General features: G+C 70.6%; 12 protein-coding genes. 3 read left to right on the top strand and 9 right to left on the bottom strand.

Going from position 1 to position 15,182, the window contains the following annotated elements:
• From obgE to rplU, 3 genes are all read right to left on the bottom strand, one after another.
• Entirely contained in the window at nt 1-1,518 is a 1,518-nt protein-coding gene (gene obgE / locus ACO0E0_RS08595) for a GTPase ObgE (RefSeq protein WP_422870996.1), read from the bottom strand.
• Nucleotides 1,519-1,633: 115 nt separating this feature from the next.
• Complete coding sequence (gene rpmA / locus ACO0E0_RS08600; RefSeq protein ID WP_422870997.1) at nt 1,634-1,885, bottom strand: 50S ribosomal protein L27; 252 nt, start codon at nt 1,883-1,885, stop codon at nt 1,634-1,636.
• Between the two features lie 12 nt (nt 1,886-1,897).
• On the bottom strand, nt 1,898-2,206 hold the full coding sequence (gene rplU, locus ACO0E0_RS08605) for a 50S ribosomal protein L21 (RefSeq protein ID WP_422870998.1): 309 nt from the start codon (nt 2,204-2,206) through the stop codon (nt 1,898-1,900).
• A gap of 228 nt (nt 2,207-2,434) precedes the next feature.
• On the opposite strand from rplU, the gene ACO0E0_RS08610 reads away from it, so the two are divergent.
• Nucleotides 2,435-2,704, top strand: coding sequence for a DUF4031 domain-containing protein (locus ACO0E0_RS08610; protein WP_422870999.1), 270 nt, complete (start codon nt 2,435-2,437; stop codon nt 2,702-2,704).
• A 115-nt stretch (nt 2,705-2,819) separates the two neighbouring features.
• Here ACO0E0_RS08610 and ACO0E0_RS08615 read toward each other — a convergent pair whose 3' ends face one another.
• Together ACO0E0_RS08615 and ACO0E0_RS08620 are read right to left on the bottom strand one after the other, a co-directional pair.
• Complete coding sequence (locus tag ACO0E0_RS08615; protein ID WP_422871000.1) at nt 2,820-4,001, bottom strand: hypothetical protein; 1,182 nt, start codon at nt 3,999-4,001, stop codon at nt 2,820-2,822.
• A gap of 188 nt (nt 4,002-4,189) precedes the next feature.
• Entirely contained in the window at nt 4,190-7,267 is a 3,078-nt protein-coding gene (locus ACO0E0_RS08620) for an Rne/Rng family ribonuclease (protein ID WP_422871001.1), read from the bottom strand.
• Between the two features lie 292 nt (nt 7,268-7,559).
• Here ACO0E0_RS08620 and ACO0E0_RS08625 point away from each other — a divergent pair, with 292 nt between their 5' ends.
• Nucleotides 7,560-8,168, top strand: coding sequence for a vitamin K epoxide reductase family protein (locus ACO0E0_RS08625; RefSeq protein ID WP_422871002.1), 609 nt, complete (start codon nt 7,560-7,562; stop codon nt 8,166-8,168).
• 129 nt (nt 8,169-8,297) lie between these two features.
• Nucleotides 8,298-9,158, top strand: a complete 861-nt coding sequence (locus ACO0E0_RS08630) for a DsbA family protein (RefSeq protein ID WP_422871003.1) — start codon at nt 8,298-8,300, stop codon at nt 9,156-9,158.
• A gap of 171 nt (nt 9,159-9,329) precedes the next feature.
• Here the strand turns inward: ACO0E0_RS08630 and ndk are convergent, their stop codons facing one another.
• From ndk to ileS, 4 genes are all read right to left on the bottom strand, one after another.
• Nucleotides 9,330-9,749, bottom strand: coding sequence for a nucleoside-diphosphate kinase (gene ndk / locus ACO0E0_RS08635; protein ID WP_422871004.1), 420 nt, complete (start codon nt 9,747-9,749; stop codon nt 9,330-9,332).
• 73 nt (nt 9,750-9,822) lie between these two features.
• The gene (locus ACO0E0_RS08640) at nt 9,823-10,302 is read right to left on the bottom strand and encodes a DUF4233 domain-containing protein (RefSeq protein ID WP_422871005.1); all 480 of its coding nucleotides are present in this window, start codon (nt 10,300-10,302) and stop codon (nt 9,823-9,825) included.
• The gene (locus ACO0E0_RS08645; RefSeq protein ID WP_479723449.1) at nt 10,299-11,798 is read right to left on the bottom strand and encodes a bifunctional folylpolyglutamate synthase/dihydrofolate synthase; all 1,500 of its coding nucleotides are present in this window, start codon (nt 11,796-11,798) and stop codon (nt 10,299-10,301) included. Before ACO0E0_RS08645 ends, ACO0E0_RS08640 begins: the two co-directional genes overlap by 4 nt.
• Nucleotides 11,791-15,060, bottom strand: a complete 3,270-nt coding sequence (gene ileS, locus ACO0E0_RS08650) for an isoleucine--tRNA ligase (protein WP_422871006.1) — start codon at nt 15,058-15,060, stop codon at nt 11,791-11,793. Before ileS ends, ACO0E0_RS08645 begins: the two co-directional genes overlap by 8 nt.
• Nucleotides 15,061-15,182 lie beyond the last annotated feature (122 nt).

Below are 15,182 nucleotides of genomic sequence, written 5' to 3' on the forward strand. Positions count from 1 at the left end.
TCACTGCTCGACGGGGTCGTCGTCGTCCGCCCAGAGCCCGGCGACGCGCTCGCGCTCGAGCTCGGCACGGGCCTCGGCCTTGGCGTCCATGCGCTCGAAGTACGCGTCGCGGCGCTCGTTGCGGGTGGGGCGGTCGTTCGGCGCGAGGCGCGGGTCGGTGCCGCGTGCGCTCGTCATCAGCTCGGCGGTCGAGGTGAGGGTCGGCTCCCAGTCGAAGACCATGCCGCCGTCGCCGCCGATCACGACCGTCGACCCGGCGATCGCCCCGGCCTTGAAGAGGTCGTCCTCGACGCCCAGCTTGGCGAGCCGATCGGCGAGGTAGCCGATGGCCTCCTCGTTCGTGAAGTCGGTCTGCTGCACCCAGCGCTCGGGCTTCGCACCGCGGATCCGGTAGAAACGGTGCTCCTCACCACCCTCGGCCTTGACCGTGTAGTCGGACCGGTCGACGGCCTTCGGCCGGATGACGATCCGCTCCGAGACCGGGATCGCCGCGAGTGCCATGCGTTCCTGTTCGACCAGCTCGCCGAGCGCGAACGTCAGCTCGCGGAGGCCCTTGTGCGAGGCCGTGGAGATCTCGAACACGCGGTAGCCGCGGTGCTCCAACTCCGGCTTCACGAAGTCCGCGAGCTCGGCGGCGTCCGGCACGTCGATCTTGTTGAGGGCCACGAGCTGCGGGCGCTCCAGCAGCGGCCTCTGACCGGTCGGCACTGGGTACCGCTCGAGCTCGCGGATGATCACGTCGAGGTCGGTCAGCGGGTCGCGGCCGGGGTCGAGCGTCGCGCAGTCGATGACGTGCAGCAGGGCCGAGCAGCGCTCGACGTGGCGCAGGAACTCGAGCCCGAGGCCCTTGCCCTCGCTCGCACCCTCGATGAGGCCCGGGACGTCCGCGACGGTGAACCGGACGTCACCGGACTCCACGACGCCGAGGTTCGGGTGCAGGGTCGTGAAGGGGTAGTCGGCGATCTTCGGCTTCGCGGCGGAGATGGCCGCGATGAGACTCGACTTGCCGGCGGACGGGAACCCGACGAGCGCGATGTCGGCGACCGTCTTCAGTTCGAGCTTGACGTCGCCGCCGACGCCGTCCGTGCCGAGCAGCGCGAACCCCGGGGCCTTGCGCTTCGTGCTCGCCAACGCCGCGTTGCCGAGACCGCCCTGGCCGCCCTTCGCGACGAGCACCCGCATGCCGGCCTCGGTGACGTCCGCGATGACCTCGCCGTCGTCGTCGTACACGACGGTTCCGAGCGGGACCGGGAGCTCGAGGGACTCGCCCGTCGTCCCGCTCCGGTGGTCGCCCATGCCCGGGCCACCGTTCCTGCTCGCCCGGTGCGGCGCGCGGTGGTAGCCGAGGAGCGTCGTGACCTGGGGGTCGCCGACGAGGACGATGTCACCGCCGTCGCCGCCGTTGCCGCCGTCCGGGCCGGCGAGCGGCTTGAACTTCTCGCGGCGGACGGAGACGCAACCGTTGCCGCCGTTGCCTGCGGTGAGGTGCAGGGTCACGTGGTCGACGAAGGTGGCCATGATGTCCTCTGGTGCTGATGCGGGGCCGCGAGTGCTGCGGAACTGCCGCGGGAATGCGAGAAGGGCGAGCCGATCGGCTCGCCCTTCCGCTGGAGTCGTGTCGTCGCGGTGCTGACTACGCCGTGACGATGTTGACGACCTTGCGGCCGCCCTTCGCGCCGAACTCGACCGCACCGGCGGCGAGGGCGAACAGCGTGTCGTCGCCACCACGGCCGACGTTGGCGCCGGGGTGGAAGTGGGTGCCGCGCTGACGGACGATGATCTCGCCCGCGTTGACGACCTGTCCGCCGAAGCGCTTCACGCCGAGGCGCTGCGCGTTCGAGTCACGACCGTTGCGAGTGGAACTCGCACCCTTCTTGTGTGCCATTGTTCGTCCGCCTTACGCGATCTTGGTGATCTTGACGCGGGTGAGCTCCGAGCGGTGGCCCTGGCGCTTCTTGTACCCGGTCTTGTTCTTGAACTTCTGGATGACGATCTTCGGGCCGCGGAGGTCGGTGATGACCTCGGCCGTGACCGACACCTTGGCGAGGTCGCTCGCCGCGGAGGTGACCGTGTCGCCGTCCACGAGGAGAACCGGCGCGAGCTCGATGTTGCCCTGGTCGTCGGCCTTGATGCGGTCGATGTGGAGGATCGTGCCGACCTCGACCTTTTCCTGACGGCCGCCGGCGCGCACTACTGCGTAAACCACGTGGGATTCCTTACGTACTCTGCTTGAGGGAAGTCTCGGGTGTTCCAGCGCGGACAGAACAGCCCGCGGACACCAAGAGTCGAGGATACTCGATCGGGCTGCCCATGGTCAAACGGCGCCACGCCGGGGAACCGGCGTGCCCCGAGCCTCGTACGATCGGACCGTGATCGCGCTCTCCATCCCGCCTGTCCGCGGGTTCCGCTCGGCGCTCGACACGGGCCGCAGCCGGTGACCGTCCTCATCGACCCGCCGGTGTGGCCCGCGCACGGCACGATCTGGTCGCACCTCGTCAGCGACAGCTCGCAGGACGAACTGCACGCCTTCGCGGCGCGTGCCGGACTCCCCCGCCGGGCGTTCGACCACGACCACTACGACATCCCAGAGGCGCGGTACGCCGAGATGGTCGGACTCGGTGCGACGGCGGTCTCCGGACGCGAACTCGTCCTGCGGCTCATCCGGAGCGGTCTCCGCGTCCGACAGCGCGACAAGCGGCACTGAACCGCGGGCGGGCCACGGGAACAGCGGGCCGGCCACGGCCGGAGCCGACCAGCGACCGGAGCCGACCAGCGACCGGAACTGGCCGGCGACCGGAACTGCCCACCGCCCGGGCTGGCTACCGCCCGGCGGGATCCTCGCCCCCGGCGGACGGCGGTGCCCACCGGCTCGCCTCCGGGGTCGGGGCCGGGGGTTGCTCGGGCGCCGACCAGGTCGGCCGTGCCGGAGCCGCCGGCGGTGCACCCCAGGTGGGCCCGGTGGCGGAGTGCTGTGGGCCTCCAGGCAGTCCCGGGTAGCCCGGAGCCGACTGTCCCGGTGCGCCGTGCGGCACGGCACCCGGCTGCGCCGCGGGCTGCTGCGCCGTGGCGGGCGGCTGCACCGTGGCGGGCGGCATGGCGTCGGCACGCGGGACGGTGCCCGGCATGCCGGGTTGCACGGCCCGGCCGGAGCGCCCGGGGCGACCGAGCCAGAGCCACGCGACCGACACGGCGGCGACCAGGACGGCGGTGTACAGGACGCCGTTCGAGAGCGGGTCCGTGACGAAGTCGGTGAGGAGCCACGACCAGTTGTCGTCGCGGATCGAGTGGTAGAAGCCCATCAGCACGCCGACCAGCATCATGCCCACCGTCCCGGCCGCACTGGCGACGACCGCGCGGAGCAGGATCGTCGGCAACGGACTCTGCCGGACGATCGGGGTGAGGAACGCGAGCACCACGAACCCGACCACGTAGAACGGCAGCGGCGTCAGCAGCCAGTACTGCAGGAAGAACCCGATCGAGGTCGAGAGGAACCCCTCGTCGCCGTCCTCGGTCGGCGAGACGTAGCTCGTGCTGCCCGCGAAGCTGAGGAGCGAGGACAGGAACAGCACGGCAGCCATCGCTCCGATCGCGATGGCGGCACTCCGGACGGTCGCCGCGGAGGCCTGCGGAGCGAGGACGCTCGTCGAGCTCGACGACCGCCCGGGGACACGTCGGACGGCGCCGTCGGTGGGTGCGGTGTTCCCGGGCGGTGGCGCTCCGTACCGTGCAGGCGGACCGTACTGGGGCGGACGGGCACCGTACTGCGACGGGGCACTGTACTGCGACGCAGCGCCGTACTGCGACGGGTCGCCGTACTGCGACGTAGCGCCGTACTGCGACGGGGCGCCGTACTGGGACGGAGCATCGTGGCGGACCTGACCGCCGGAGGCCGGCGGTCGCTGATGATGGTGGACCGGGGTCCCGTACGGGGCGTCGTGCTCCGACTCGCGCGGTGCAGGGACACCCGGCCGCGGCGTCTGCTCGTCGTGCGGGTTCGACACGGTGTTCCTCCCAGGGTCTCGTCCGGACGAACCGGTCGCCGTCGCCGGTCGTGCTCGATCCGGCCCCGGAACGCTATCGCGATTCACCATGGACGGTGTGCGTCCGGGTCCGCCGGCGGTCCCTGGATGCAGGACACGCCGCCTCCCGGATGGGGAGGCGGCGTGTGGTGCGGAGCAGTCCCGGCCGATCAGCTGCCGAGGATCACCGGCCCGTCACCCGCGGCGGCTGAGCCCGAGGCGCCGGAGCCCGAGGCGTCGGAGCTCGAGGCGTCGGAGCCGGCTGAGCCCGAGGCGTCCGCGTTCGCCGGTGCGCTGATGCTGCCCGACGAGACACGGCGCGACCGCGCACGACCCTGACCGGGCTGCTTCGGCTCCGGGAGCGCCTGCAGGACCGAGTCGAGGATGGACTCCGCGGCGACCGGGTCGACCTTCCGGGGCGTGCGCGTGGTCGTCGCGACCGGGATGTCGAGGATCGCGACCGGGCCATCGGACGGCGCGACCGCGGCTGCGGTCGACACGCGGCGGGAGACCGGTGCGGTCTTGACCTTGGGCGGCGCGCTCGCCGTCTCGACCCGGGCAGCGTCCACCGGCGCAGGCGCCGTCGGCGCGACCTCGGCCAGCGCGGCGCCGGTCTGCACGGCGTCGGTCTGCGCGGCATCGATCTTGGCAGACGTCGTGCGACCGGACCGCGCCCGCCTCGGCTCAGCCTGCCGAGTCGATCCGACCCGGCCCGACTCGGAGTCGGCACCGGACTCGCTCGTCGCCGCCGTCGCCGTCACCGTCGCCGGCTCGTCCGCAGCCGGCTGGAACGGTTCGACGAGCTCGGCGGACGTCGGCTCGGACGCACCCTGCTCGCGCTGCGCGGCATCGCCGCCGCGACGACTCCGGCGGCTCCGGCGCGACGGACGATCCGGCTGCGCGTCCGTGCCGGGTTCGGTGGTCGTCGCCTCCGGGGCGTCCGACTCCGAGGGTGACCCCGGTGACGACACCGCCACGCGGGCGGGCTGCGTCCCGGGCGACGACTCACCGTGGGCGATCGTCGACGCCGCGATCCGCGACAGGGCGCTCGTCACGTCCGCCGTGATCTGGTGGGTCTGCGTCGACGAAGCGCTGGAGTTCCCGCCGTTGCCGCCGGAACCGTTGCCGCTGCCGCGCGCCTTGCGGTTGGTCCGCCCGCCCTTCGGCGACGACTCCGCGGTGTTGTCGTTGACCTTCGCGTTGACCTCGGCGAGGGACTCCTGGAGCCCGACACCGATCTTCTTCCGGGTCATCTGGACGAGCCCGAGCGAGGTCACCTCGGCGACCTGGTGCTTCGTGCGGTCACGGCTCAGGCACTCCATCAACCGCCGGAGCACGAGGTCGCGGTTCGTCTCGAGCACCATGTCGATGAAGTCGACGACGATGATGCCGCCGATGTCGCGGAGACGCAGCTGTCGGACGATCTCCTCGGCAGCCTCGAGGTTGTTCTTGGTGACGGTCTCCTCGAGGTTCCCGCCGGACCCGACGAACTTGCCCGTGTTGACGTCGACCACCGTCATCGCCTCGGTGCGGTCGATGACGAGCGAACCACCGGACGGCAGCCAGACCTTGCGGTCGAGGGCCTTCTCGATCTGCTCGTTGAGGCGGTGCTCCTCGAAGGAGTCCGGACCGTCGTACGTCTCGACGCGGTCCTTGAGGTCCGGTGCGACCGCGGACAGGTACTCGTCGATGACCTCGTGCGCGGTCTGTCCGTCGATGATCAGTCGGGTGAAGTCCTCGTTGAAGACGTCGCGGACGATCTTGACGAGCAGGTCGGGCTCGGAGTGCAGCTGCGTCGGGGCGTGCCCGCCCTGCACCTTCTTCTGGATCGCCTCCCACTGGCTGGTGAGCCGGGTGACGTCACGGGTCAGCTGCTCCTCGGTCGCCCCCTCGGCCGCCGTGCGCACGATGACGCCGGCGTGCTCGGGCAGGACCTCCTTGAGGATCTTCTTGAGTCGCGACCGCTCGGTGTCCGGCAGCTTGCGGGAGATCCCGTTCATCGACCCGTTCGGCACGTAGACCAGGTACCGGCCGGGGAGGGAGATCTGGCTCGTCAGGCGCGCACCCTTGTGGCCGACCGGGTCCTTCGTGACCTGCACGAGGACCTTGTCGCCGGGCTTCAGCGCGAGCTCGATGCGGCGCGGCTGGTTCCCGGTCTCCACCGAGCTCCAGTCGACCTCGCCGGAGTACAGCACGGCGTTGCGGCCGCGTCCGATGTCGACGAAGGCGGCCTCCATGCTCGGCAGGACGTTCTGCACCTTGCCGAGGTAGACGTTCCCGATGAGCGACACCTGCTGGTGCTTCGTGACGTAGTGCTCCGCGAGCACGCCGTCCTCGAGCACGCCGATCTCGACGCGGTCCGCGTGGGACCGGACGATCATCTGACGGTCCACGCTCTCGCGGCGCGCGAGGAACTCGTCCTCGGTGATGACCGTTCGACGGCGCCCGGCATCACGGCCGTCGCGGCGGCGCTGCTTCTTGGCCTCGAGGCGCGTGGATCCCTTGATGCGCTGCGGCTCGGTGATGAGCTCGGGCTCGCGTCGTTGGCGCGGCTGACGCTGCTGGCCGCCGTCGGACTCGTCCTGCTGCTGGCCGCCGCGTCGGCGGGAACGCCGGCGTCCGGTCGGCTGGTCGCCGTGGTCGTCCTCGAGCGGGCTCACCGGTTCGTCGTCGCGCCCCGGACGTTCCGCGTCCGAGTCGGACCAGGCGCGGTCCGGACCACGGTCCGACCATCCGCGGTCGGAGCGTCCGGTGAACGGCCGCTCCGGGAGGGCGGGGAGCACCGGGGCATGGAAGATCAGGCTGGTGGTGCTCGTCGCGACGGGGACGAACGGCGTGGCGGGCGGCTCCGCGGCCGGTGCCTGCACCACGGTCTCCGGCGTGACCGCGTCGGACGCGGGAGTCGCCGTGGCCGTCGTCTGCTCGACGACCGCCGTCAGGTCGCCGGTGAAGGTACTGACGTCCGCGGGCGCGCTCGTCGCGTTCGCCTGGGTGTCCAGCTCCAGCGACACGGCACCGTCGGTCGGCACTGCGACGTCCTGCGTCGCGACCGTCGGAGCGTCCGCGGTCAGCGTCTCGCCGGTCTGCGCGGTGTCCGCCGCGCTCGGGTCGGGTGCCGACACGGGGTCGGTCACGGTCTCGGGGACGCTCGCACGGGACTCCGGGGCACTCGATCGGGCTCGTCGCCCGCCGAACAGCCGTGTCCTGCGCTTCGGTCCTTCTTCGTTCTTGTCGTTCTGCTCCACCATGGAACTGGTGCACTCCTCAGGCCCTGCCTGTCACCGTGTTACCGGCTGACCGGCGGGAATTCTCATGCGGGCGGCGACTACGCCCCCGCGCTCGCTCGTGATGCTCCCGGCTCGAGGTCGGGGTGACCCCGCGTCCGGTCGCAGCGTCCTGTCACGACGCCCATGTTGTCCGGTTCCGCCGCGGTGCAGCGATCCGGAAAGCTTCTCGCGCCGGCGGTACGGACCACCGACGCGTCGATTATCGCACGCTCCACCCAGGAGTACGCCGCATGCCCGTGTGAGAATTGCCCACGTGACCTCTCGTGCGACCCTGACCCGCCCGCCGATCGCGATGGCGGTGTTCCTCATCGTGACCGGTGGCGTCGGCCTGTTCGGGGCGTTCACCCTCGTCATCGACGAGTTCGCGAAGTACGCCGACCCGCACAAGGTGCTGTCGTGCGACGTCAACCCGTTCGTCAGCTGCTCCGACGTCATGGCGAGCTGGCAGGGGCACCTCTTCGGGTTCCCGAACCCCCTGCTCGGGCTGATGGGGTTCGTCGCACCGATCGCCGTCGGTGTGATGCTGCTGGCCGGCGCGACCGCTCGCACCTGGTTCTGGACCACGTTCAACGCCGGCGTGTTCCTCGCGTGGGTGTTCGTCACGTGGCTCTTCACCCAGACCGTCTGGTTCATCGGCGCACTCTGCCCCTGGTGCATGCTCGTGTGGTCGATGACGATCCCGATGTTCTGGGTGTTCACGGCCTGGAACCTCGCGCGCGGCGGGCTGCCCTTCGGGACCCGAGCGCAGCGGATCGGGCGGGCCGTACTGCCGTTCGCGTGGATCATCGTGCTCGTGAACTACCTCGTCATCGTCGTGACGATCCTCATCGAGTTCCCGACGCTGCTGTCCCTGCTGTTCTGACGCCCGATACTCCGCGCTGTGCCGATCCGTGCGGCGTACCAAGTCCTCGGTGACACGTCACCTCCTTCTTGGAGATTTGCCAGCGGAACCTCCCGTCCCGCCCGCCCGCGTCCGTTACGGTTGATCCCGATGAGCAGCCATGACGGTTCCAAGAAAGCGCGGCGCGACGCCGCACGCGAGCACGCCCGCGCCCGGCGCGAGCAGGAGCAGAAGCGCCGCCGCCGGAACCGCTGGTTCCTGCAGGGTGGCATCGGGCTCGCAGTCATCGCCGTGGCTGCGATCGTGGTCGTGGTCGTCGCGAACTCCGTGCACCCCGCTGGTCCCGGCCCCAAGAACATGGCGAGCGACGGGGTCCTGCTGAAGGGGACGGACTCGTCGATCACGGCCGTCCGGACGAAGGCCATCAAGGCCGGCGGCACGCCCACCCCGACCAAGCAGGCGTCCGGCGTGGCGAACATCACGATCTACGAGGACTACCTCTGCCCGTTCTGCAACCAGTTCGAGACGACGAACATCTCGCAGATCAAGGAGTGGGTGAAGAACGGGTCCGCCACGCTCGAGATCCATCCCTTCGCGCTCCTCGACCGCAGTTCCGCCGGCTCCAACTACTCGTCCCGCGCCACGAACGCCGCCGCCTGCGTCGCCAACTACCAGCCGGACAAGTTCCTCGCGGTCAACTCGGCGTTCTACGCGAAACAGCCGAGCGAGGGCACGAAGGGTCTGTCGGACTCCGAGATCGTCTCCCTGGTCAAGTCCGCCGGGGTGACGAACAGCGCGGTCCCGTCGTGCATCACCTCGGGCAAGTTCCGACCGTGGGTGGCCGCGGCGACCGAACGCACGCTCAACGACAAGATCCCGAACTCGTCGGTCGACAAGCTGACCGGGACGCCGCTCGTGATCGTCAACGGCAAGCAGTACCCGTCGTCGACCGGGTCCGCGCTGACCTCGGCGAGCGAGTTCGCAGCGTTCGTGCAGAGCGCCACGCAGTAGGCACCGGCGTCGACGAGACGCCCCTGGAATGCGAGATGCCCGTCTGTCGGGTCGGCCAGAGCCGGGCGACAGACGGGCATGCCAAGTGACAGACGGGCATGCCGGGTGACGGACGGGCATGCCGAGTGCCAGACGGGCACCCTGCGTGGGAGCCGGGACGGGACGCCCGGCTCAGGCGAACCAGAGACCCAGCTCGCGCTGCGCGGACTCGACCGAGTCGCTCCCGTGCACGAGGTTCTGCTGCACCCTGAGGCCCCAGTCGCGCCCGAGGTCCCCGCGGATCGTGCCGGGGGCGGCCGATGTCGGGTCCGTCGTGCCGGCGAGGGACCGGAACCCGGCGATGACGCCGTTGCCCGCCACCCGGACGGCGACGATCGGCCCGGACTCCATGAACTCGACGAGCGGCTCGAAGAACGGCTTCCCCTGGTGCTCCTCGTAGTGCTCGGACAGCAGCTCACGCGGGGCGGTGAGCATCCGGAGGTCGATGATCTCGTAGCCCTTCGCCTCGATGCGGCGGAGGATCTCCCCGGTCAGCTGTCGGGCGACACCGTCGGGCTTGACGAGGACGAGGGTCTCTTCGAGGTCGGACACGCAGGACTCCCTTGGTCGGGGCGGATGTGGTCGGTGTTGTCGCGGTGCAGCGCCACAGGGTCCCGGGACGAGGTCACGCCCCGTTCTCAGCCTCCCACGCCGCACGCGCGTCGGCGTTCTGCCGGTCGAGCTGCCCGCCCTTGACGTAGCAGTAGACCCACATCGCGACGAACAGCACACCGACGACGAACATGAACCGCTCGACGAGACCGGTGGCGAGGATGGCCACCTGCAGCAACCACCCGAACCATACACCGGCGCGGTTGCCGGTCGCGCGCGAGGCGATCGCGAGCACCACCATGAACCCGAGACCGCCGCCGAACGCCCAGCCCGCCGGGATCTCGTGCTTGCCGTAGACGACGAGCATCGGGAAGAAGAACATGATCGCCTCGAGGACGAGCACGATGGAGAGGAGGCTCTCCCGGGCCCCACGAGGCCGCCGCGGCTTCCGGTACCGCATGCCCTTCGGGAGCGGCGGGAGCTCCTGCCCGGCGCTGCCCGCCGCGTCGGTCGCGTCCGGGTCCGGACTGGAGGCCCGACTCGCGTCCGTCACTGCGACCCGCTTGCCGCGTGCACCAGGTCCATGACCTGCCCGATGAGCACGATCGAGCCGGAGACGAGCACGATCGCGGGGGTGTCACCGTCCGCGGCCTCGGCGTCGGCGTCCTCCGCGAGCGTCCGCGCCTCGGCGACGGCAGCGGCCACGTCCGGTTCGACGACGACGCGATCGGACCCGACCTCGTCCACGGCGATGCGCGCGAATTCGTCCGCCGACATCGCCCGGTCCCCCGGTGGCGTCGTCACGACGAACGTCTCGACGACCGGCGCCAGGGCACGGATGACGCCGCGCGCGTCCTTGCCCTCGAGGATCCCGACGACCCCGACGACGTGTGAGGACGGGAACGCGACGGGGAGCGCCTGCGCGAGGGCCTGCGCACCGTGCGGGTTGTGCGCCGCGTCGACCACGATCGTCGGTCCGGTCGCGATCGGCTGCAGACGTCCCGGGGACGACGCCGCGGCGAGCCCTTCGCTGAGGACGTCCTGGTCGAGCGGCTGGGAGCCTCGACCCAGGAACGACTCGACGGCCGCGATCGCCAGGGCGGCGTTCTCGGCCTGGTGCGCCCCGAACAGCGGGACGAAGAGGTCGTCGTACCGGCCGGCGACACCGCGGACGGTGATGAGCTGGCCACCGACCGCCGGGGTGTCCGACTCGAGTCGGAAGTCGGTGCCGGCGACGGCGAGCGACGCCTCCATGAGCTCGCCTGCACGCTGCAGCTCGGCGAGTGCGTCGGGCGTCTGCGCCGCGCTGACGACCGCGGCGGACGGCTTGATGATGCCGGCCTTGGTCCGGGCGATCTCGGCGACGGTGTTCCCGAGCTGCTTCGCGTGGTCGATCGCGATCGGCGCGAACACCGCGACCTGGCCGTCGACGATGTTCGTCGAGTCCCACTCACCGCCCATCCCGACCTCGATGACAGCGACGTCGACCGGCGCGTCCGCGAAGCAGGCGAGCGCGAGGACGGTGAGCGCTTCGAAGAAGGTCAGGGGCTGCTCGCCGTTGTCGGTGAGCTCCTTGTCGGTCATCTCGAGGTACGGCTGGATGTCGCGCCAGTTCTCGACGAACGACTCCGGACTGATCGGCGCGCCGTCGATGACGATCCGTTCCCGGATCGACACGAGGTGCGGGCTCGTCATGAGTCCGGTCCGGAGGCCGTGCGCCCGGACGATGCTCTCGATCATCCGAGCGGTCGACGTCTTGCCGTTCGTGCCCGTGATGTGGATCACCGGGTACGCCAGGTGCGGGTCGCCGAGGAGCTCGGCGGCGCGACGGGTCGCGGTGAGCCGCCGCTCGGGCGCCTGCTCGCCGATGCGGGCGTACAGCTCCGCCTCGACCCGAGCGACCTCGTCGGTCTCCGCACCGTAGGGCGTCGCGACGCTCGTCACGGCGTCGCGCTGCTCCGGGTCGACGAGTTCGCCGTCCTCGTCGAACTCCCCCGAGAAGGGGTCGTCGTCGCCGTGGGGGTTCGTCCCCCTGCCGATCTCAGCCAATGCGGGTCACCTCCACCCGGACGAACGCGCCGTCGCCGACGCCGATCGCTCCGGGAGTGTCGTTCGTGAGTGCTGCGGGGACGACCTCGAGCGAGGTGCTCAGGGTCTCGGACGTGATGAGAGCATCATGCGCCTGCACCGCCGACATCGCCGTCCCGTCCGCGTGGAGCACGAGGGCGATCCGGTCGCCGACGTCGAGCCCGGCGTCCTTCCGCGCCTGCTGGACCGCGCGGACGACGTCCCGGGCGAGCCCCTCGGCCTCGAGCTCGGGCGTCGTCGCGGTGTCGAGGACGACGAACCCGCCGGCATCGAGGAACGTCACGGCGATCGCGGAGTCGGACACCGTCAGGTCCAGGCTGAACTCCCCCGGCAGCAGGTCGATCCCGGCGACCGTCACACCGTCCGCGGCGTCTCCCGCCGGACCGGTCGCGGACCACTCGCCGCGTTTGGCCGCAGGGATGACCTGCTGGACCGCCTTGCCGATGCGCGGGCCGGCGACCCGGGCGTTCACGGTGAGCTTCCGCTCGATGCCGGAGGTCGCGAGCGAGTCCTCGTCCTGCGCCTCGAGCACGACCTGTTTGACGTTGAGCTCGTCGCGGAGGATGTCGGCGAACTGCGCGAGCTCGGTGGCGTCATCCGTCACGACGGTGATCGTGGCGAGCGGCAGGCGGACGCGGTTCCCGGTCGCCTTGCGGAGCGCGAGGCCCTTCGAGGCGACGTCGCGGACGCGGTCCATCGCTGCGACGAGTGCGTCGTCCGCCGGGAACGTCCCGGCGTCCGGGAAGTCCTCGAGGTGCACGCTCCGCCCGCCGGTGAGGCCGCGCCAGACCTCCTCGGTCACGAGCGGAGCGAGCGGGGCGGCGACCCGGGTCAGCGTCTCGAGCACCGTGTACAGCGTGTCGAAGGCGTCTCGGTCGGTGCCGTCCCAGAAGCGGTCCCGAGAGCGGCGGACGTACCAGTTCGTGAGGACGTCGGCGAAGTCCCGGATCGCGTTCGCGGCGAGCGGGGTGTCGAGCGCCTCGAGGTGCACCGTGACGTCCGCGACGAGCGTGTGCGTCTTGGCGAGCAGGTAGCGGTCGAGCACATTGGTCGAGTCTGTCCGCCACACCGCCCGGTACCCGTCGCCCGCGGCGTTGGCGTAGAGGGTGAAGAAGTACCAGGTCGACCAGAGGGGCAGGAGGAACTCGCGGACGCCCTGCCGGATGCCCTCCTCGGTCACGACGAGGTTCCCGCCGCGGATCACCGAGCTCGACATGAGGAACCATCGCATCGCGTCGGCACCGTCGCGCTCGAACACCTCGTTGACGTTCGGGTAGTTCCGGAGCGACTTCGACATCTTCTGGCCGTCCGACCCGAGGACGATGCCGTGGCTGATGACGTTCGAGAACGCGGGGCGGTCGAAGAGCGCCGTCGCGAGGACGTGCATGACGTAGAACCAGCCACGGGCCTGCCCGATGTACTCCACGATGAAGTCCGCCGGGTTGTGGGTGTCGAACCACTCGGCGTTCTCGAACGGGTGGTGCACCTGCGCGTACGGCATCGACCCGGAGTCGAACCAGACGTCGAACACGTCGGTGATCCGGCGCATCGTCGACCGGCCGGTGGGGTCGTCGGGGTTCGGGCGCGTGAGGTCGTCGATGTACGGCCGGTGCAGGTCCGGCTCCCCGGCCTCGTTCAACGGCAGACGTCCGAAGTCGGCCTCGATCGCGGCCAGCGACCCGTAGACGTCGGTCCTCGGGTAGGCCGGGTCGTCGCTCTTCCACACCGGGATCGGCGAGCCCCAGTACCGGTTCCGGGACACCGACCAGTCCCGGGCGCCCTCGAGCCACTTGCCGAACTGCCCGTCCTTGACGTTCTCCGGGACCCAGTTGATCTGCTCGTTCAGCTCGAGCATCCGGTCCTTGACCGCGGTGACCTTGACGAACCAGCTCGACACGGCCTTGTAGATGAGGGGGTTCCGGCAGCGCCAGCAGTGCGGGTAGCTGTGCTCGTAGGACGCCTGGCGGAGGAGTCGTCCCGCAGCTCGGACGGCCTGCGTCAGCGGCTTGTTCGCGTCGGACCAGAGCTGCCCGGCGACGAGCCCGACCTGCGGCAGGAACCGGCCGCCGTCGTCGACCGAGAGGATCACCGGGATGCCGGCCGCAGCGCACACCTGCTGGTCGTCCTCGCCGTAGGCCGGAGCCTGGTGCACGATGCCGGTGCCCTCGCCCGTCGCGACGTACTCGGCGACGAGCACCTGCCAGGCGTGCTCGGTGCCCCAGGCCGCGGCGTCCGTGTAGAAGTCGAACAGCGGCTCGTAGCGGACCCCGCCGAGTTCGGCACCCAGGAGCGTGCGGGCGACGGCCGCGACCGCGTCGTCGGCCGAGTCGTAGCCGAGGTCCTTCGCATGCGCGGCGACCGTGTCGGACGCGAGCAGGAACGAACCGGAACCCGCCTGGGTGCCGTCGGCCGCGCCTCCCGGCCCTGCGGGCACGATCGCGTACGCGATCTCCGGGCCCACGGCCAGCGCGACGTTCGTCGGCAGCGTCCACGGCGTCGTCGTCCAGGCGAGCGCACGCACGCCGGACAGTCCGAGCGACTCCGCGCGCTCCCCGACGAACGGGAACGCGACCGTGACCGACTGGTCCTGCCGCATCTGGTAGACGTCGTCGTCCATCCGGAGCTCGTGGTTCGACAGCGGGGTCTGGTCGTTCCAGCAGTACGGCAGGACACGGAAGCCCTCGTACGCCAGGCCCTTGTCCCAGAGCTGCCCGAACGCCCACAGCACGCTCTCCATGAAGGAGATGTCGAGCGTCTTGTAGTCGTCGTCGAAGTCGACCCACCGCGCCTGCCGGGTGACGTAGGCCTGCCACTCGTCGGTGTACCGCAGCACTGACTCGCGGGCCGCGGCGTTGAAGACGTCGATGCCCATGTCGTCGATCTCGTGCTTCTCGGTGATCCCGAGCTGGCGCATCGCCTCGAGCTCCGCGGGGAGGCCGTGCGTGTCCCACCCGAACCGGCGGTGCACCTGCTTGCCGCGCATCGTCTGGAACCGCGGGAAGACGTCCTTGGCGTACCCGGTCAGCAGGTGGCCGTAGTGCGGCAGCCCGTTCGCGAACGGCGGGCCGTCGTAGAACACCCACTCGTCGGAGCCCTGCCGCTGGTCGATGCTCGCCTGGAACGTGTGGTCACGGTCCCAGAAGGCGAGGATCCCCTGCTCGACGTCGGGGAAGGACGGAGATGGGGTGACGCCGTCGGCGTCGTTCGACAACGGGTAGCGCATGATGCTCCTCGACTCGGCTGGGACTGACTGCTCGTCGACGAGGACGCCGGTCGTGCGACCGTCGCGGTACCACCTCGCTTGCGATCCGGACCGGACTGGAGGCGCTGCTCCGGTCCGGCGGT

Origin of the sequence: Curtobacterium phyllosphaerae (assembly GCF_049341865.1) — a bacterium.
GTDB lineage: Bacteria > Actinomycetota > Actinomycetes > Actinomycetales > Microbacteriaceae > Curtobacterium > Curtobacterium phyllosphaerae.

Coding starts and splice junctions, on each gene's coding strand:
- ACO0E0_RS08630 (WP_422871003.1), top strand. CDS start 8,298: ATGAGCAGCCATGACGGTTCCAAGAAAGCGCGGCGCGACGCCGCACGC.
- ileS (WP_422871006.1), bottom strand. CDS start 15,060: ATGCGCTACCCGTTGTCGAACGACGCCGACGGCGTCACCCCATCTCCG.
- ACO0E0_RS08620 (WP_422871001.1), bottom strand. CDS start 7,267: ATGGTGGAGCAGAACGACAAGAACGAAGAAGGACCGAAGCGCAGGACA.
- obgE (WP_422870996.1), bottom strand. CDS start 1,518: ATGGCCACCTTCGTCGACCACGTGACCCTGCACCTCACCGCAGGCAAC.
- rpmA (WP_422870997.1), bottom strand. CDS start 1,885: ATGGCACACAAGAAGGGTGCGAGTTCCACTCGCAACGGTCGTGACTCG.